General features: G+C 40.4%; 19 protein-coding genes. 5 read left to right on the plus strand and 14 right to left on the minus strand.

Annotated features, from left to right (window positions below; translation table 11 throughout):
- Position 1: 1 nt before the first annotated feature.
- Entirely contained in the window at positions 2-865 is an 864-nt protein-coding gene (locus ACEQ81_RS14075; protein WP_411031539.1) for a rhomboid family intramembrane serine protease, read from the plus strand.
- Positions 866-868: 3 nt separating this feature from the next.
- Entirely contained in the window at positions 869-1,894 is a 1,026-nt protein-coding gene (locus tag ACEQ81_RS14080; protein WP_411031540.1) for an endonuclease/exonuclease/phosphatase family protein, read from the plus strand.
- Here the strand turns inward: ACEQ81_RS14080 and ACEQ81_RS14085 are convergent.
- The 12 genes from ACEQ81_RS14085 to udk all read right to left on the minus strand — a co-directional run bounded on the left by ACEQ81_RS14085 (position 1,880) and on the right by udk (position 12,837).
- A complete protein-coding gene (locus tag ACEQ81_RS14085; protein WP_411031541.1) occupies positions 1,880-2,194 on the minus strand; it encodes a DUF6122 family protein in 315 nt (104 codons plus the stop codon). The genes ACEQ81_RS14080 and ACEQ81_RS14085 overlap by 15 nt on opposite strands.
- Before the next feature lie 59 nt (positions 2,195-2,253).
- Positions 2,254-2,889, minus strand: coding sequence for a WbqC family protein (locus ACEQ81_RS14090; protein ID WP_411031542.1), 636 nt, complete (start codon positions 2,887-2,889; stop codon positions 2,254-2,256).
- A 44-nt stretch (positions 2,890-2,933) separates the two neighbouring features.
- On the minus strand, positions 2,934-4,634 hold the full coding sequence (lepB, locus tag ACEQ81_RS14095) for a signal peptidase I (protein ID WP_411031543.1): 1,701 nt from the start codon (positions 4,632-4,634) through the stop codon (positions 2,934-2,936).
- A gap of 133 nt (positions 4,635-4,767) precedes the next feature.
- Entirely contained in the window at positions 4,768-5,469 is a 702-nt protein-coding gene (gene dapB, locus ACEQ81_RS14100) for a 4-hydroxy-tetrahydrodipicolinate reductase (protein ID WP_411031544.1), read from the minus strand.
- A 3-nt stretch (positions 5,470-5,472) separates the two neighbouring features.
- The gene (locus ACEQ81_RS14105; RefSeq protein WP_411031545.1) at positions 5,473-6,102 is read right to left on the minus strand and encodes a DUF5683 domain-containing protein; all 630 of its coding nucleotides are present in this window, start codon (positions 6,100-6,102) and stop codon (positions 5,473-5,475) included.
- Complete coding sequence (locus ACEQ81_RS14110; protein WP_411031546.1) at positions 6,095-7,003, minus strand: ParB/RepB/Spo0J family partition protein; 909 nt, start codon at positions 7,001-7,003, stop codon at positions 6,095-6,097. Before ACEQ81_RS14110 ends, ACEQ81_RS14105 begins: the two co-directional genes overlap by 8 nt.
- Positions 7,003-7,776 (minus strand): ParA family protein, encoded by a 774-nt coding sequence (locus ACEQ81_RS14115; RefSeq protein WP_411031547.1) that lies wholly within the window; start codon positions 7,774-7,776, stop codon positions 7,003-7,005. The genes ACEQ81_RS14110 and ACEQ81_RS14115 overlap by 1 nt, the downstream gene beginning before the upstream one ends.
- A 221-nt stretch (positions 7,777-7,997) precedes the next feature.
- Positions 7,998-8,339 carry a hypothetical protein gene (locus ACEQ81_RS14120; RefSeq protein ID WP_411031548.1) on the minus strand — a complete coding sequence of 114 codons (342 nt, stop codon included), beginning with the start codon at positions 8,337-8,339 and terminating at the stop codon, positions 7,998-8,000.
- A 5-nt stretch (positions 8,340-8,344) separates the two neighbouring features.
- Positions 8,345-10,525 (minus strand): methylmalonyl-CoA mutase, encoded by a 2,181-nt coding sequence (gene scpA, locus ACEQ81_RS14125; RefSeq protein WP_411031549.1) that lies wholly within the window; start codon positions 10,523-10,525, stop codon positions 8,345-8,347.
- Complete coding sequence (locus ACEQ81_RS14130; protein WP_411031550.1) at positions 10,518-11,897, minus strand: methylmalonyl-CoA mutase subunit beta; 1,380 nt, start codon at positions 11,895-11,897, stop codon at positions 10,518-10,520. The genes scpA and ACEQ81_RS14130 overlap by 8 nt, the downstream gene beginning before the upstream one ends.
- The gene (locus tag ACEQ81_RS14135) at positions 11,890-12,222 is read right to left on the minus strand and encodes an FtsB family cell division protein (protein ID WP_411031551.1); all 333 of its coding nucleotides are present in this window, start codon (positions 12,220-12,222) and stop codon (positions 11,890-11,892) included. Before ACEQ81_RS14135 ends, ACEQ81_RS14130 begins: the two co-directional genes overlap by 8 nt.
- A gap of 6 nt (positions 12,223-12,228) precedes the next feature.
- Entirely contained in the window at positions 12,229-12,837 is a 609-nt protein-coding gene (gene udk / locus ACEQ81_RS14140) for a uridine kinase (protein WP_411031552.1), read from the minus strand.
- A 285-nt stretch (positions 12,838-13,122) separates the two neighbouring features.
- Here udk and ACEQ81_RS14145 point away from each other — a divergent pair, with 285 nt between their 5' ends.
- The 3 genes from ACEQ81_RS14145 to ACEQ81_RS14155 are packed head-to-tail and all read left to right on the plus strand — an operon-like array spanning position 13,123 to position 16,603.
- On the plus strand, positions 13,123-13,608 hold the full coding sequence (locus ACEQ81_RS14145) for a biotin/lipoyl-containing protein (protein WP_411031553.1): 486 nt from the start codon (positions 13,123-13,125) through the stop codon (positions 13,606-13,608).
- Between the two features lie 8 nt (positions 13,609-13,616).
- A complete protein-coding gene (gene accC / locus ACEQ81_RS14150; protein ID WP_411031554.1) occupies positions 13,617-15,059 on the plus strand; it encodes an acetyl-CoA carboxylase biotin carboxylase subunit in 1,443 nt (480 codons plus the stop codon).
- Positions 15,060-15,061: 2 nt separating this feature from the next.
- Positions 15,062-16,603, plus strand: coding sequence for an acyl-CoA carboxylase subunit beta (locus ACEQ81_RS14155; RefSeq protein ID WP_411031555.1), 1,542 nt, complete (start codon positions 15,062-15,064; stop codon positions 16,601-16,603).
- Positions 16,604-16,631: 28 nt separating this feature from the next.
- Here the strand turns inward: ACEQ81_RS14155 and ACEQ81_RS14160 are convergent, their stop codons facing one another.
- Both ACEQ81_RS14160 and ACEQ81_RS14165 read right to left on the minus strand, forming a co-directional pair.
- Positions 16,632-16,988, minus strand: a complete 357-nt coding sequence (locus ACEQ81_RS14160; RefSeq protein ID WP_411031556.1) for a GIY-YIG nuclease family protein — start codon at positions 16,986-16,988, stop codon at positions 16,632-16,634.
- Between the two features lie 56 nt (positions 16,989-17,044).
- Positions 17,045-18,121 (minus strand): anhydro-N-acetylmuramic acid kinase, encoded by a 1,077-nt coding sequence (locus ACEQ81_RS14165; RefSeq protein WP_411031557.1) that lies wholly within the window; start codon positions 18,119-18,121, stop codon positions 17,045-17,047.

The raw sequence follows: 18,121 nt of genomic DNA on the forward strand, positions 1-18,121 counted from the left end.
CATGAGTACCGGATTAAAATATCAATTTGCACGCCTCAGTATAGCAGAAAAACTCATTGCCATAAACGTTCTGGTGTTTATAACGGATGGTCTTTTTCTTGCCTTGGGCGGTACCGCGTTGGTACAGTGGTTTGAACTACCCAAAGACTTTTTGGGTTTTATAGGGCAACCCTGGTCCTTGGTAAGTTACTCTTTTTTCCACGGAGGATTTGGACATGTTTTTTGGAATATGTTAATGCTCTACTTTTCGGGAAGAATATTCCTAAACCTCTTTGGACCACGTAAGTTTATCAACGTTTACTTTCTAGGGGTAATCTTGGGTGGACTCATTTTTTTGCTCAGCTATAACATTTTTCCCACCTTGTTGAACACCAATGCCGCCCTTATAGGTGCTTCCGCAGGGGTTACGGCAGTGTTGATCTTCGTTTGTGCCTATATACCCAATCAGGAAGTAAGAATAATTTTTTTTAACGTAAAGCTTTGGTACATAGGCGTCTTCTTTGTGTTGATAGACCTTATCCAAATACAATATGGGGGTAATATAGGGGGCAGGCTTGCGCATTTGGGCGGGGCCTTCTTAGGTTACGTCTATGCCAGACAATTGCTGAACGGTAAGGATATTGGGGAAGGTTTTTCCAAATTTTTGGATGGCTTGGCAAATTTGTTCAAAAGAAAGGAGAAGAAAGCCCCCCTGAAAACCGTATATCGCAAAGGTAAGGTGCGTACCAAATCTTCTGTTGACTATGATAAGGCAAGCCGTCAACGAAAGATAGATACAATCTTGGATAAAATCAGTAAATCTGGATATGAAAGCCTTTCAAAAGCTGAAAAAGACTTTTTGTTTAAAGCTGGTAAAGAAGACTGATTTGTGAAGCAATTATCGCCGTTAAACAAGTTTTTGTTTGTGCTCAACTTATTGGTAGCGCTATGCCTATTAATTTCTTGCGCTGTACCTTATATCCCTGTGGATTTTTTCCCGTTCATTTCACTTTTTAGTCTAGCCGTACCCTTGTTGGTAGTTATCAACCTTGTTTTTCTAACCTACTGGATTTTTAAGAGAAAGAAACAGTTGATTATTTCAGCGTTGCCCTTGTTATTGGCTTATCTGCTGCTCGGATCTTTCTATAAAATGGGCGCCTCGCACACAGCGATGGACGATGAAGATTTAAGTATTATGAGCTACAATGTACGTGGGTTTAATAAATACGATTGGATTGACGATGATACCATAGGAAAGCAAATCACCGATTTGATAGCAGTAGAGGACCCCGATATTCTGTGCATACAAGAGCACAGCCGGATTAAGTACAAAGAGTTGGAACAATATCCTTATCGATGCGAAACCCCTTATTCTACCAGATGGACCATTCAGGCAATTTTTTCAAAATTTCCCATCATTGCCAACGGCTCATTAAACCTTCCCAACACTGTAAACAACATCATTTATGCAGATATTCTGTATAAAAAGGACACCGTTCGGGTGTATAACATTCATTTTCAGTCGTTCAGTATTGTACCTTCAAAAGAAACCATAACCAATCAGTCTTCCAAAAAACTTTTGGGCAGGATGGGCAATACCGTTTTAAAGCAGCAAGAACAGGCCAACTTATTTAAGGAACATATAGGAAAATCACCCCATAAAAGTATAGTATGCGGAGATTTTAACAATACCGAATTTTCCAATATATACCGTATTGCAAAGGGCGATTTGATAGATACCTATGATGAAAAAGGCACAGGTTACGGACGTACGTTCAATTTTAAATACTTTCCGTTTCGTATAGATTTTATTTTAGTAGATCCCTCCCTAGAGGTGAGATCCCATAACATCCTAAACAAGAAGTTGTCCGATCACTTTCCCATAATGGCCTCGGTTCGTCTACCAGCCGATTAACTGGCAATCCACAAAATCTGCGAAAATATGGATTAGCAGGGCAATACCAATGATACGTGTTTTTCGGAAGGCAAGTAACAATAAGTATAAAGCAATAGCCCAATAAGTATGTAATGGGTGAAAATTAATACTACACCGGTCGGGGTCAAAAATTGGGCTGGCCAGAAGATGGTCTATATCTATTACAATTCCCAGTAGCAATATCAAAATAGCTTTTGTTCTGTATTCTTTGTAAAATGCTAGTCCAATAGCTATAGGGACCAGAATGTGAATGCCATAATGGATAATAAATCGATACATGGAAAATAGTTAAATGTACATGCTTGCTACTATAAATCTCTTTTTTGGGCAATGTACTTTTATTTATTGAACAAAGTGTCAATATTTTGTTGTTGTAGATAGTTTAAGGCATTGCTGCCTTCATTAAAAAGAAGATCTAACACGCTGGTATTTTTTATAAAGCCATGCCTATCCCCAAAAACTTGGGTATAGTGCCCCTGTTCTAACACCGGTTCCTTTTTAGCTTCCGCCAAAAAACGAAGGTCTACCATGGATAGCGGTTCTAAATCGTATTTTTCAGTTTTTTCTGAAGGCATATCAATACCAAGACAACTGCAAATGGTGGCTATGGTCAGCAGGTTAAAATCTAACAAAAATTTGAATTTTTGCTCGTAGAGCGGTATAATATCATCTTCATAAAACTCAAAAAAGGGTGAGGTTCTATAGGCCGTTTCCAAAGTACGCCAATGCTGCCTTTGCCATTGATATTGGTTGTCTACTTTAACATCCTTATAGTTTTGTCTCCCTTGGGAGCCGCCTATATGCCTAATGGGGATGGTAAGCATATGTTTACCAATATCCGTACATATGTAGCATCTATTCCTATAGGTTTGTTTTTGATAGTTGTCTTGCACCTCCCAACAAACATTGTTTTTAACCAAGGCGGTAAAAGTAATGATGTTTGGAAAATAGCATGGATGTAGGAGAACGTTCACTAGTGTCTATTACGATATCGATTTGTATTTATTTACTTTTAAAACTATTTTTTACCCCGTTTTCTTTTTCGGAAGAAGTCAAAAACGAACCATCCGGCCAATAACATCAGAAAGTACTTAAAATAGGATTGTGGTTCACCATCCCCATTGACCGTTGTAAATATACGATCCCATCTTGGTTTCCAATTGGCGACCCCATCGTTAAAATTATCGAAGCTCATCCAAATAAAAACAGGAGTTCCCACGATATGGTTTTCAGGAACGTACCCCCATGCTCTACTGTCTTCGGAATGGTCCCTGTTATCTCCCATCATCCAATAATAATCCTGTTTAAACGTGTACGTATTTACAACCTTGCCATTAAGGCTAATTTGGTTACCATTTACGCTTATGGCGTTACCTTCATAATCTTTGATTATCTTTTTGTAGATGGGTAGCACGTTAAGGTTTAAAGGAACCGTCTTGCCCGCTTCTGGGATATAGATAGGTCCAAAATTGTCATTGTTCCAAGGGTGATCCGGATGTTGGGGAAAAATATTGAATCCCTGCTGCCCCTTTGGTTCTATAACTTTTATTACAGAATCTACGGCAGAATTTCTTTTAAGTTTGGCAACCATGGCATCCGTTAATGTAACTAAACGTTGTCTTCCTGTTTCCTCTTTTAACGAAAGGCCATATTTTTGAATTACTTTGGCCGGGATGCCATTGTTTTTAGTGTATAATTCTATTTGTCCTTTGTCATTTTGATTGGCTCCTAGTAGATATCCCGAGATGCCGCTATATTGACTTTGGCTCAGCGGTCCGGAAATGTACTTTCGATTAAAATCCGTGATGCCCAGTTCCACAAGCATGCGAGAAGAAACACCTTTTTGGGCATACACTTGATAGTCGTACTGAGGTTTTGCCCTATCGGAGAGCTGCAATTGTTTTCCATTAACAAAGACATACCCATCTACTACCGCTAGGGAATCTCCTGGGGTTCCCACACAACGTTTTACATAGTTCGATTTTTTATCGAATGGTTTTTTAACACCTTCTTCCCGCTTAAAAAAGCGTCTTACCGTATCCGCAGGCCAGCTGAAAACTACAATATCATTTTTTTTGACCTTCTTAAAACCAGGTAGCCTAAAATAGGGTAGTTGGGGTTTATTAAGGTAAGACCTTATTCCAAGACCCGGAATAGTATCGTGTACCATGGGAGCCGCTATGGTTGTCATTGGCACCCTTGCACCATAATGAAATTTACTTACAAAGAGAAAATCGCCAATTCTAAGGGTCCGTTCTAAAGAACCTGTAGGGATAACATATGGTTGAATAAAATAGGTATGTACCAAGGTGGCCGCCACAATGGCAAAGACTATGGAACTTACCCATTCTCCCAAACCGGTCTTTGGGTGCAGGCTCCTATTTTCAACATAAGTAACGTCTTGTGTGTAGTTTACGTAGTAAATGTAAAAACCAAGGGTGAGGATTACCAACCAAGTATCTAAAAGCGTATTTTTTCCAAAACTTCTTAAGGTCTCTATCCAAACCACCGGAAACATCAGCAAATTAATGATTGGGATAAAGAGCAGCAGTACCCACCATTTTGGCCGTCTTATTATTTGCATCAATACGATGGCATTGTATACGGGGACCGCCGCTTCCCAGGCTTTTCTACCGGCCTTTACGTATAGTTTCCAAGTTCCCAGAAAATGAATGATCTGTACTATCAGAATAAAAAGAATCCACTGCGTACCGTCCATAATATTTGTATTTGTTGGTCCGTCTTGGTTTTGGAAGCTATATACCTAGCTCCCGTCCCAATGGCCTATGTTTACTGTTGTTTTTTGCTCTGTACTTTCCATAAGTACGTTAATATCAAAAATGTTACATTCCTTAACCAAGGTTTAACACATCTTTCATTGAAAATACGCCCGTTTTATCAATGATCCATTCTGCCGCTATTATGGCTCCCAAAGCAAAACCTTCACGATTATGGGCTGCATGGGTTATTTGTATTTGATCTACTTCACTTGCGTATGTAACGGTATGTGTGCCCGGAACTTCTCCAATGCGCTTGGAAGTGATAGGAATTGTATTTTCTGAAGCATTTTCCAAACGCCAAGCTGTGTAATTGGTATGCTGTATAATATCTTCGGCCAAACTTATAGCAGTGCCACTGGGGGCGTCTAACTTATGGGTATGATGGATTTCTTCCATGGAAACATCATACTGTTTCAGATTTTTCATCATTTTGGCCAAATGTGAATTCAACTCAAAAAAAACGTTTACACCCAAACTGAAGTTGGAAGCATAGATAAACGCGCCCTTTTTCTTTTCGCATAACGCCACGGCCTTATCATAATCCGAAAGCCACCCCGTTGTTCCCGATATAATGGGGATGTTACGTTCTAAACAGCTTTTAATATTATCGAATGCTGCTGTGGGGGTGCTAAAATCTATCGCCACATCGATATTGGAGTAATCTACATCAACGGTGTCCACATCAATTTTTGCAACAATCTTGTGACCTCTTTTCTCTGCTGTAAGTTCTAGCATTTTACCCATTTTCCCGTACCCGAACAAGGCTATATTCATAACTTAAAATTTAATCGTCAGTGCCATCCCATAATTTGGATTGGAAGTGATTGGGTTATATTCTAAATAGGGTTTTATATCTAGACTTAGGTCGTCATCGATATTGTATTGTTTTAGATGCGAATCTACATTGGCATCGATAATATTCAAGGCATACAATCCTATGGTTATCAATAATGCCAAATCACGATCGCGCTGAAAGCGTTCTTGAGCATCCTGAAGGGCTTCGTCCGAAAAATCAGGTGTTGTCGGCGTTTCCCCATCATCCGGGGTAAAATCATAAAACTCATCATCGGTAAACCCAGCTTTTCTTCTCTTAAAAGCATCCCTAAAACGGTTGTATTCATTGTTATTAAAGATATAGGCATATACTCCTGTACCTATAGCTCCGTATACAATTGGAACCTTCCACCATCGTTTATTATAGATTTGTCCCAACCCGGGTAGTACGGCAGAATAGAACGCCGCTTTGCTGGGTGCAAGGGGGTTTATTTTTTTCTTTACTATGGAGTCTACAACAATGCCTTTGCCTTTTAGGTCGGTTTCCAAGCTATCGATCTCTGTACCTTCTTGAGCATAGCTTATGCAGGAACAAAGCAAAAAAGCCCATAAAAAACATAAGTTTTTACTCACCGGTCATCAATTTTTTAAGACGCTGGAACTCTTCTTTTGAGTGAAAAGGGATGGTTATTTTGCCTTTACCGTTAGAGGAAGCTTTTATATCTACTTTGGCAGACAGGAAATTTTTAAAATCATAGATACCCGCTTTTACAAAATCGGGTGTTTCAACCTTCTTATTCGAAGTAGTTTCGTTACCATCATAATGTTTTTCATGATAGTCCTTAACAGCCCTTTCTGTGTCCCTAACGGATAAGTTGTCTTTAACGATGCGCTCGTAAAGTGCAATTTGGTCATCTTTCTTTTCTATGTTCACCAAGGCCCTTCCATGTCCCATGCTTACAAAACCATCTCTGATACCTGTTTGTATTATGGGATCTAACCGTAATAAGCGCATATAATTGGTAATGGTAGATCTTTTTTTGCCTACCCTATCGCTAAGCTTCTCCTGTGTCAACTGAATTTCATCGATAAGTCTTTGGTAAGACAATGCAATTTCAATGGGATCTAAGTCTTGGCGTTGAATATTTTCCACCAAGGCCATCTCCAACGATTCCTGGTCGTTTGCAATTCTGATATAAGATGGTATGGTCTCCAGACCAATAAGTTTTGAAGCCCTGAACCTTCTTTCGCCTGAAACCAGTTGATACTTGTTAAAATCTAGTTTCCTAACGGTTATGGGCTGTATAACACCTAACTCCTTTATTGAAGTTGCCAATTCTTTAAGGGCCTCTTCATTAAAGTTAGATCTGGGCTGAAATGGATTTACCTCAATGGCTTCCACATCTAGCTCAACAATGTTACCGACAACCTTATCGGCATTTTTGTCCGAAACCGATTTTATATCATTGTCAGGATCCTTCAAAAGGGCGGAAAGGCCCCTGCCCAAAGCTTGTTTTTTCGTTGCCTTTGCCATTATACCTTCTCCTTATTTTTCTTAACTATCTCGTTGGCCAAATTTAGATAATTGGCAGCGCCCTTACTGCTTGCATCGTATTTGATAATGCTCTCTCCATAACTTGGCGCTTCACTAAGCCTTACATTTCTTTGAATAATGGTATGGAAGACCATATCCTCAAAGTGTTTCTTTACTTCTTCCACTACCTGATTGGAAAGACGTAATCTAGAGTCGAACATCGTCAATAACAATCCTTCGATATCCAGATCGGCATTGTGGATTTTTTGAACACTTTTTATGGTATTAAGTAGTTTTCCAAGACCTTCCAACGCAAAATATTCACATTGAATGGGTATAATAACGGAATCCGCGGCCGTTAATGCGTTTAAGGTCAATAACCCCAAAGAAGGGGCGCAATCTATTAGTACATAATCATAAATTTCCCTAAGGTGACCAATGGCCTTTTTCATCATATACTCGCGATCATCCTTGTCCACAAGTTCTATTTCAATGGCTACAAGATCTATGTGCGAGGGAATGAGGTCTACATTGGGCGATGAGGTCGCCATTATGGTTTGCTCGGCAGATTTTGTGTGCTCCAATAATTGATAAGTACCCATCTCAACGGCATCTACATCTATTCCTAAACCAGATGTGGCATTTGCTTGGGGATCCGCATCTATCAATAGCACCTTCTTTTCCAGTACTCCTAGCGAGGCTGCTAGGTTTACCGTGGTCGTGGTTTTACCCACACCGCCTTTCTGATTTGCGATAGCAATAATTTTGCCCATTATCATAGTAAGTTAGGGGTTAAAAATACGATTATTTAGCATGCTAAAAAATGTATTTTGTTAACACAAAGTGAATAACTATAGTGTATTGCGTTAAAGTCAGTTAAAGTTATGCCCTTTAGGCAATTAAGATGTCTTGTTTAAACGGAATCTTGCATAATTTCTTGGCTTCCGGGAGCTTCTTGGGCTCATAACGATTCTTTTGGTAAGGGCTAGCTTCCTTAGCGTTTCTTGCTACTCTTTGCCGGTAGTGAATTTACATAGGTATGTGCAATATCCATATAACTAGAAATTGCTTCCAGATTTTCGCAGAGTTCTTTGGGTACCAAAACATACTCTCTCATTACGGCCCCATAAGACATAAACGGACCACTATCATAGTCGTTTAAGAATTGCTGTCGCACATCTTTTGGAAGTCTTATACCCAATTCCCCAGCTTTGTTCAATTGTGAAAACATATGACCGTTTGCCGAAGTATATGGCATGGTCTTGCCTTTTCTTTCAAACCCGGGGTTTAAGGCTATGATCTTATCGTAGTTTGCCAAACTTTCATTCCAAGTCATATTGCTTATGCATCGGGTTCATCTAATAATATTTCCAATATTTGAATGGCGGCTTCGCTAATTTTTGTGCCCGGTCCAAAAACGGCCACTGCACCCGCATCAAACAAAAATTGATAATCTTGCTTTGGGACAACACCACCTATAATGACCATGATATCTTCCCTGCCGTAACTTTTTAGTTCCTCTATCACTTTGGGAACCAACGTTTTATGTCCGCCAGCTAATGATGATACGCCTAAAATATGCACATCATTTTCCACGGCTTGTTTAGCAACTTCTTCCGGAGTTTGGAAAAGAGGACCTATATCCACATCAAAACCAAGATCTGCGTAGCCCGTGGCTACTACTTTAGCGCCTCTATCATGGCCGTCTTGCCCCATTTTGGCGATCATTATCCGTGGTCTCCGACCTTCCTTTTCTGCAAATTGATCTGCAATATCCCTTGCCGTTTTAAAACTCTCATCGTCTTTTATTTCTTTGGAATACACGCCTACAAATGATTTAATTACGGCTTTGTGCCTACCGAAAGCAGTTTCTAAGGCGGTGCTTATCTCACCCAGCGTTGCCCTTGCTTTGGCGGCTTCTACCGCTAAAGCTAACAAATTTTGTGCTTCCCCGCCAGCGGTAGATACCAATTTTGCTTTGGCAGCTTCCCTTAACCTTTGCAAGGTCTTTTCTACGGTATCTGCATCCCGCAGTTTTTTAACGGATGCCAAACGGGCCAATTGCTGGTTTCTAACCATATCATTATCCACTTCCAAAATATGTAACGGATCTTCTTTGTCAAGTTGGTATTTATTGACACCCACAATAACATCCTGGCCACTATCTATTCGCGCTTGTTTTTTGGCCGCTGCCTCCTCTATTCTCATTTTTGGAATTCCGGCTTCAATAGCTTTGGTCATACCACCCAAATCCTCAACTTCCTGAATTAGTTTCCAAGCTTTTTTTGCAATTTCATCGGTTAAATATTCTACATAATAGCTACCTCCCCAAGGATCTACGGTTTTGGTTATTTTGGTCTCTTCTTGTAAGAAAATTTGTGTGTTACGCGCTATTCTGGCCGAAAAATCGGTGGGAAGGGCTATGGCCTCATCCAAGGCATTGGTGTGTAGGCTCTGTGTTCCTCCAAAGGCTGCTGCTGCCGCCTCTATGGTTGTTCTTGCCACATTGTTAAAGGGGTCTTGCTCCGTAAGGCTCCATCCACTGGTTTGGCAATGTGTTCTAAGTATCAATGATTTTTCGTTCTTAGGGTTAAATGGCGCTACAAGTTTGGCCCATAACATCCTACCTGCACGTAGTTTGGCAATTTCTACAAAATGATTCATCCCAATTGCCCAGAAAAAGGAAAGTCGTGGCGCAAAACTGTCTATATCCAAACCGGCTTTTAAACCAGTTCTAATGTACTCTAAACCATCGGCCAGGGTGTAAGCCAATTCTATATCGGCAGTTGCTCCGGCCTCTTGCATATGATACCCAGAAATACTAATGCTGTTAAACTTGGGCATGTATTTACTGGCGTATTCAAAAATATCGGTAACGATCTGCATGGATGGCGCCGGGGGATAAATATAGGTGTTGCGCACCATGAACTCCTTTAGGATATCGTTCTGTATTGTACCCGATAACTGGTCTAGGGAAACCCCTTGTTCTTCTGCTGCGGCTATGTAGAAAGCCATAATGGGCAATACGGCCCCGTTCATTGTCATGGATACGGACATTTTGTCCAGGGGGATACCGTTGAACAAAATTTTCATATCCTCTATAGAATCTATGGCTACACCAGCTTTACCAACGTCTCCCACAACCCGCTCATGATCACTATCGTAACCTCTATGGGTAGGTAGGTCAAAGGCTATGGAAAGTCCTTTTTGGCCTGCTGCCAAATTTCTTCTGTAAAAGGCATTACTCTCTTCTGCGGTTGAAAACCCTGCATATTGTCTAATGGTCCATGGTCTTCTAACATACATTGTAGTATACGGACCTCTTAGGTAAGGAGGTATGCCCGCTCCAAAATGTAAATGGGAAAGTGTTTCAATATCTTTTTCAGAATAAACAGGTTTAATCGGGATGCCTTCGGCAATTTGGAAAGAGGATTTCTGGTCTTCCAATACACTTATTGTTCCTTCCCTGCCGTTTTTGGGCCGGGGTTCCAAGGTAATATGTTGCAGATTTTTTCTACTCATCTTTTAGCCGTTTTTGCTCTAGGTCTTCCGCCAATCGTCTTTCCAAAATAGGCTCTAAAAGTGTTTTGCGGCTGTTCCTTTTCATAAAGGGATAGAGCTCTAGATCTGTTTTCATGGTGTCCGAGGCCAATATATAGCTGTTTGCACCTACTAAAACCTGCTTTTTTTCATTAAAAAGTTGCTGTTCTTTATCTGCACTTTCCTTTATTTTCTTCTGTATGGTATGTTCCTTTAGCTGTTTTAAAAAACCACCATTTTTTTCGATGTCCTTAAACAACTGCAGCGCCTTTTGTGACAATTGAGTGGTTAAAGAGGTAATGTAATACGATCCATCAGCCGGATTGGCAACCTTGTCAAAATAACTTTCGTGCTGCAATATCAGTAATTGATTTTTCGCTATTCGCTCGCCAAACTCATTTTCTTTATGATAAATGGCATCATAGGGCAAATTGCAAACGGTATTGGCGCCACCGATTATGGCCGACATACATTCCATGGTGGTCCTTAGCATATTAACGTTGTAATCGTAAAGCGTTTTGTTTCTCCTGCTAGGTTTGGCAATAATATGGCACTCCTCGTTAACTCCGTACTCCGCGGCCAAGGTACGCCATAGTAGGCGTAAAGCCCTTAGTTTTGCAATTTCAAGGAAATAGTTGCCGCCCACCGAAATGGTGAAGGTAATCTGCTGTGAGGCATCTAATTTATAACGGTTTAGGTACTCGTTGGCATGGGCCAACCCATACGCCAATTCTTGCACACTATTTGCCCCAGCATTTTGATATAGCGAAATATCTACACCAAGCACATTGAGGTAATCTTTATGCGCGGTTTTTTGTAGTATTTTATCAATGACTTCATGGTCCTTGTTTAGATTGAAAAACCAGTTCCCCGTTCTAGCAAGGTTTCCAACAATATCCAGATTAAAAAAAGTAGGAGCGGTACGCACATTTTTAACAGCTATATACTGCTCTAAATATTCGAGATCTAAAAATTGAAATTGAAAATGAATCGGGATATCCCTTAGGCTATCACCTGCTTGCAGATTTTTAATATCGATGTCTTTGGAAGGAACAATGAAAATTAAGCTTTGGGCGCCATCTGCCACAGTTTTGATTGCTTTGGCATTGGCCAGTGCCGCATTACCCGCATAAATAGCTTGGGCAATATGCCATGGAGAGGGTGGTGATACACCCGCCGATGCATCATTTTTTAGGTCTTCATGGTTGTAAAAAGGCTTTACCTTAATGCCTTCCGCAGTTTCCCAAACCAAAGAATCGTTATAATCTTCACCTTTTAGGTCAAATTGGATTTTCTGTTTCCAAGCCTTGGCCGAAACTTCATCGAATTCATCAAACAAGCTATTCTTACTCATTTTTTTCATTCTTAAGGCTATCCTCGTATTCAATCAAATAAATCTCCTCGTTTTTTTTCTTTAGGTAATACTGTTCCCGAGCAAATTTTTCCAACTCTTTTTTATCGGACAGTTTTTCAATTACCTTTTTGTCTTTGGCAATTTCTTCTCGTAAAAATTCGCGTTGTTTTTCCAGGTTTTTAATCTCCTTTTTTAATTCCCAATGGATAAAGACCGAATTTGTATCAAAAAAAACCATCCAGATCACAAAAACGGAAAGAACCAAAACATAGATATTGGTCATTAGCGAAAACCATTTTTTGTTTCTTAAATCTTTCAGTCCCATAGTTGCCTACGCAAGTTTTTCGTTGATTATTGTACGTACAATGTCTACCGCCACAGTGTTGTAGTTATTGTTTGGGATTATGATATCGGCATATTCCTTAGTAGGTTCAATAAACTGATCGTGCATGGGCTTAAGGGTAGTTTGGTATCGGGTTAAAACTTCTTCCAAGTCCCTACCACGTTCATTGATATCTCTTTTTAATCTGCGTATAAGTCGCTCGTCCGAGTCCGCATGCACAAATATTTTTATATCGAACATATCGCGGATTTTTGGGTTGGTCATTATTAGAATCCCTTCCACGATCATTACCTTGGTAGGGTGGGTCCTCAGTGTATTTTTTGTCCGATTGTGTTTTGGAAAGGAGTATACGGGTTGGTCCACAGCCTTCCCTTTTTTTAATAGGGTAAGATGATCTGCCAGTAGGTCAAAATCTATGGCCCTTGGGTGGTCATAATTAATTTTAGTACGTTCCTCATAGGTGAGGTGAGAAAGATCGTTATAGTAAGAATCTTGAGATATAACACCTACCTCCTCGTTCGGAAGTTCGTTAATGATCTGATTTACAACCGTGGTTTTTCCACAACCGGTGCCACCCGCTATCCCGATAATAAGCATGCTTATTTGTTTTGACCCAAAAATACATATTTGAGACGACACTAACTATAACATTCAAAGTCTTGTAAGTTGCATAGATACAAGAATCTAGTGCATTAAAACATGATATATTTCATAACCCGAGGCATTTTTGAGGGCTAACTTTGGAACATAAAACTTCTTTGTACGGTCCAATTATTTTTTAAGGGTTAGCGGTATTTATTGCAATAAAATTTAGGACAGGTATCGTAGAAACCACATTAAGCCCTATTTTTATGTTAGCAACAAATTACAACCGTTTTGTATATGGAAAATTCTTTTAAGGCAATTGTAAACAACGACATGGAATTGGACGTTTCTATGGATGATGTTTCAAAAACAGATGTTTTTAACACCGCTCCAAACAAATATCATATTCTTAAGGACAATAAGCCCTATAATGTGGAAATTATTCATTCCGATTTCAATTCCAAGCGTTATACCGTTAATGTTAATGGTAATCTATATACCGTAAACTTACAAGATGAACTAGATCAGTTGATAAAAGAAATGGGATTTGAAATAGGTACTTCTAAAGATGTAGGTTCCATAGAGGCTCCAATGCCCGGGTTGATATTGGATGTAGCCGTTGACAAGAAACAACAGGTGAAAGAAGGCGATACGTTGCTTATTTTGGAGGCTATGAAAATGGAAAATATTATTACTTCCCCAAGGGATGGAATAATAAAAAGTATAGCTGTGAGCAAGGGCGAAGCAGTAGTTAAAAAACAATTGTTGATAGCTTTTGAATAATAATAGGGATGAAAAAGATATTAATTGCCAATAGGGGAGAAATAGCGGTACGGGTTATGAAAACCGCTCAGAAGATGGGTATTAAAACCGTTGCCATTTATTCCACGGTAGATAGGAATGCACCCCATGTGAGATTTGCGGACGAAGCCGTTCTAATCGGCGAAGCGCCATCTTCCGAATCGTACCTCTTGGGGGATAAAATAATAGAGGTGGCCAAAGAACTGGGGGCAGATGGTATTCATCCTGGTTACGGTTTTTTAAGTGAAAATGCCGATTTCGCGGAAGCTGTAGAAAATAACGGACTCATTTTTATAGGTCCAAAATCTGCGGCAATACGCACTATGGGAAGTAAACTCGCCGCCAAAGAAGCTGTGAAACAATATAAGATCCCGATGGTTCCGGGCATTGACGAAGCCATTTCCGATGTAAAAAAAGCAAAGGCCATTGCCAAGGAAATTGGGTTCCCGATTTTAATAAAAGCCTCCGCTGGGGGTGGCGGAAAGGGTATGCGTATCGTGGAAGAAGAAAAAAATTTAGAATCTCAAATGAATAGGGCCATTAGCGAAGCTACATCGGCATTTGGTGACGGTTCTGTGTTTATAGAAAAGTATGTAAGTTCTCCCCGGCATATAGAGATTCAGATCATGGCAGATACTCATGGCAATATTTTGTACTTCTTTGAACGCGAGTGTAGCATTCAAAGGCGGCACCAAAAAGTTGTGGAAGAGGCACCTTCGGTAATACTAACACCGCAATTACGTGCAAAAATGGGTGAGGCGGCGGTAGATGTGGCGAGGGCTTGCGACTATGTGGGTGCAGGTACCGTAGAATTTCTAATGGATGCATCGCACAACTTCTATTTCCTGGAAATGAATACCAGATTGCAGGTAGAGCACCCGGTGACCGAACTTATTACAGGGGTAGATTTGGTAGCACTACAAATAAAGGTTGCAAGGGGCGAAAAACTTTCCATTACCCAAGAAGAGCTAAAAATAATGGGGCATGCCGTTGAGCTAAGGGTGTATGCAGAGGATCCTTTAAACGAGTTTTTGCCCAGTGTAGGTATGTTGGAGACTTATAAATTGCCAAAAGGCGAAGGCGTACGCGTAGATAATGGTTTTGAGGAAGGAATGGATGTACCCATCTACTACGATCCCATGTTGTCCAAGCTTATCGCTTATGGAGCAAATAGGGAAGAGGCCATACAACGAATGCTTAAGGCCATAGACGATTACAAGATTGAAGGAGTAATGACAACTCTCGGTTTTGGGAAGTTCGTTTTTGATCATGAAGCCTTTCGTTCTGGTAATTTTGATACGCATTTCATAAAAAACTATTATTCGCCCCAAGCCTTGCTCAAAGAAGCCAGGGAAGAGGCAAAAATTGCAGCGATCATTGCACTTAAACAATATAATAAGGACCAAAATAAGGTCCGCATACCAACTACTTGACTATGGATCCAAAATTGCAAAAGCTTAACGATAGAGTAGCCCAGGCAAAGCTTGGTGGTGGCCGGCAGCGTATAGAAAAACAACATCAGAAAAAGAAATTGACCGCACGCGAACGGGTAAATTATTTACTAGATGAAGGCTCCTTTGAGGAAATGGGGATTTTGGTAACCCATCGTACAACCGACTTTGGAATGGAGAAAGAAGTCTATTTCGGAGATGGTGTTATTACAGGGTATGGTACCATAGACGGGCGTTTGGTATATATCTATGCCCAAGATTTTACCGTTTTTGGTGGGGCGTTATCGGAGACACATGCCGAAAAGATCTGTAAAGTAATGGACTTGGCCATGAAAGTTGGGGCACCGATTATTGGATTGAACGATTCTGGGGGTGCACGCATCCAAGAAGGTGTTAGGTCTTTGGGTGGTTATGCCGATATCTTTTATAGAAATGTAAGGGCATCTGGGGTAATTCCACAAATATCGGCCATCATGGGTCCCTGTGCGGGGGGTGCCGTTTATTCGCCAGCCATGACGGATTTTACGTTGATGGTAGAAGGTACCAGCTATATGTTTGTTACAGGTCCAAATGTTGTTAAGACCGTAACCAATGAAGAAGTTACTTCTGAAGAGCTCGGAGGTGCCAGTACCCATGCTTCCAAATCCGGGGTGGCCCACAAAACATCTTCCAACGATATAAGCTGTTTGGAGGATGTAAAAAAACTACTTGGATATTTACCTCAGAGCAATAAAGAGTCTGTAAAAAAATATCCTTATGAATTGGAAGATGAGGTTAGGACCGTACTTTCGGAGATTATTCCGGATAATGCCAATAAGCCTTATGATATGCACGAGGTAATCCATGGAATTATAGATACCGATTCGTTTTACGAAATCCATAAGGATTATGCAGAGAATATTATAGTGGGTTTTGCCAGACTTGGAGGACGAAGTATCGGGATTATTGCAAATCAACCTATGTTCTTGGCAGGTGTTCTTTGTGTGAATAGCTCGGCAAAAGGAGCTAGGTTTACCCGCTTTTGCGATAGTTTTAATATTCCCTTGCTTGTACTTGTAGATGTTCCGGGTTTTTTGCCAGGAACAGATCAGGAGTGGAACGCAATCATTACCAATGGTGCTAAACTGTTATATGCGTTTAGCGAGGCAACAGTACCCAGGGTTACGGTAATAACCAGAAAAGCCTATGGAGGAGCATACGATGTGATGAACTCCAAGCACATAGGGGCAGATTTTAACTACGCATGGCCTACAGCGGAAATAGCCGTTATGGGGGCAAAAGGTGCAAGTGAAATTATCTTTAGGAAAGAAATACTGGCATCTGAAGATCCTGATGGTAAATTGGCGGAAAAGGAAGCGGAATATGCCGAGAAATTTGCAAATCCCTACAGGGCTGCTCGAAGAGGTTTTATAGATGAGGTGATATTACCTCAAAATACAAGAAGAAAGCTTATAAAAACGTTTAGCATGTTGGAAAATAAAAAGATAGAACTTCCTAAAAAGAAGCACGGAAATATTCCTTTATAAGTTTCCGAAATGCTGTTTTTACTATTTTCTACATACTGTATTCTTGGGTATGATTTACGCTTGGGGCACAAATAACGTTCTCCTCGTCCAATTGGGTCACTGCCTTGCATTCGGTCAAAATTTGGAATAGATCGAGCTTGCCGAACGCTAAAGCACGTTTCTTTTTTTCGCTCCAATCTTTAATTTTGTTCTCGAAATAGATGGCCTGTTCAATGGTTTCAAAACTTTGATGAAAAAGCAGTTTTATGGGTCTTCTTTCATATGTAAAAGACCTACTATCAATACCCTGTTGATGGGCAATATAACTAGCTGATAAATTGTCCGTTATACCTGTGTGCGTAAGGTTGTCCGAACAGTGAAGGATGTAAACATAGTAGTACTTCATAATTGATGGTGTTTTAGTTTTAATGGTACTTCACATTATTTAAACGATCTAAATACTTAAGAGGGTAAATAGATTACCCCACTGCAAGAATCGCGTTTAGCCCCAGTGACGGAGCAGAGCACATTTGGCTCCCCTTCTATTCGTAATACACCCATAAGACCAAATACCAAAGCTTCCTTAAACTCAATTAAAGTGTTGGAAGTAACCGCCACTTCGGTTTCTGAACCTAACTTAGCTTGTAAAGTCTGAATCATAAAATCGTTCAAAGCTCCCCCTCCGGCCACAAACAAGCTATTGTTGTTTTTAGGGGCGTTGGCCTTAATTTCCTTGGCTACCTGTTCACAAATATGATGTATACCGGTGCACAAGAGGTTAGGTATGCTATCATGAGTTTCTTCTACAATGGGGACCACCTCTTCCACAAACCACTCGTATCCAATAGATTTTGGAAACGGCAGGCTATAGTAGGGTAGGTCATTAAGCCTTTGTAGCATGGTTTGATTTATTTGCCCGGTGCTGGCTAATTTGCCCCCAGCATCATAGGCAAGATCTATTTTTTGGGTGATGTGGTTTAAAATCATGTTGGCCAGACCAATATCGTACGCTATGCGTTTACCCTGATGCTCAAAAGAAATGTTGCTGATACCGCCTAAATTGAGGCAAAAATCGAAGTTTTCGAAGAATAGACGATCACCAATAGGTACCAGAGGGGCACCTTCGCCGCCTAGGGCAATATCGTTACTCCTAAAGTCGCAGACCACTTTAAGACCACATTCGTTGGCCAGATGTTGTCCAGAACCTATCTGATAGGTTAACCCTTTTTTTGGCTGATGATGTGTAGTATGGCCATGACTTGCTATAAAATCGACCTCCAGATTATTTTCGTTGATGAATTCTTTTGATTTTTGTCCTAACCAGGTTCCATAAGAATTATTAAATAGCAATAGGTCGTCCGCAGCCAAATCGATGGAGTTTTTGAGTTTGTTCCTCATGGCCGCATCATAGGAAATACTCTTTGTATTGAGGATTTCGAACTCCCATTTATGGTCTGTTTTCCATATATGACAATAGGCAAGATCCAGTCCATCCAATGATGTTCCGGACATTAATCCTATAACTTTGTGCTTTTTCAT

Origin of the sequence: Spongiimicrobium sp. 3-5, assembly GCF_046557915.1 — a bacterium.
Taxonomy (GTDB): domain Bacteria; phylum Bacteroidota; class Bacteroidia; order Flavobacteriales; family Flavobacteriaceae; genus JBHEBG01.

Bases quoted from the DNA above. Each gene is read 5' to 3' on its own strand.
- ACEQ81_RS14075 (WP_411031539.1), top strand. From the start codon at position 2: ATGAGTACCGGATTAAAATATCAATTTGCACGCCTCAGTATAGCAGAA.
- ACEQ81_RS14085 (WP_411031541.1), bottom strand. From the start codon at position 2,194: ATGTATCGATTTATTATCCATTATGGCATTCACATTCTGGTCCCTATA.
- lepB (WP_411031543.1), bottom strand. From the start codon at position 4,634: ATGGACGGTACGCAGTGGATTCTTTTTATTCTGATAGTACAGATCATT.
- dapB (WP_411031544.1), bottom strand. From the start codon at position 5,469: ATGAATATAGCCTTGTTCGGGTACGGGAAAATGGGTAAAATGCTAGAA.
- ACEQ81_RS14110 (WP_411031546.1), bottom strand. From the start codon at position 7,003: ATGGCAAAGGCAACGAAAAAACAAGCTTTGGGCAGGGGCCTTTCCGCC.
- ACEQ81_RS14115 (WP_411031547.1), bottom strand. From the start codon at position 7,776: ATGGGCAAAATTATTGCTATCGCAAATCAGAAAGGCGGTGTGGGTAAA.
- ACEQ81_RS14120 (WP_411031548.1), bottom strand. From the start codon at position 8,339: ATGACTTGGAATGAAAGTTTGGCAAACTACGATAAGATCATAGCCTTA.
- scpA (WP_411031549.1), bottom strand. From the start codon at position 10,525: ATGAGTAGAAAAAATCTGCAACATATTACCTTGGAACCCCGGCCCAAA.
- ACEQ81_RS14130 (WP_411031550.1), bottom strand. From the start codon at position 11,897: ATGAGTAAGAATAGCTTGTTTGATGAATTCGATGAAGTTTCGGCCAAG.
- ACEQ81_RS14135 (WP_411031551.1), bottom strand. From the start codon at position 12,222: ATGGGACTGAAAGATTTAAGAAACAAAAAATGGTTTTCGCTAATGACC.
- udk (WP_411031552.1), bottom strand. From the start codon at position 12,837: ATGCTTATTATCGGGATAGCGGGTGGCACCGGTTGTGGAAAAACCACG.
- ACEQ81_RS14145 (WP_411031553.1), top strand. From the start codon at position 13,123: ATGGAAAATTCTTTTAAGGCAATTGTAAACAACGACATGGAATTGGAC.
- accC (WP_411031554.1), top strand. From the start codon at position 13,617: ATGAAAAAGATATTAATTGCCAATAGGGGAGAAATAGCGGTACGGGTT.
- ACEQ81_RS14155 (WP_411031555.1), top strand. From the start codon at position 15,062: ATGGATCCAAAATTGCAAAAGCTTAACGATAGAGTAGCCCAGGCAAAG.
- ACEQ81_RS14160 (WP_411031556.1), bottom strand. From the start codon at position 16,988: ATGAAGTACTACTATGTTTACATCCTTCACTGTTCGGACAACCTTACG.
- ACEQ81_RS14165 (WP_411031557.1), bottom strand. From the start codon at position 18,121: ATGAAAAAGCACAAAGTTATAGGATTAATGTCCGGAACATCATTGGAT.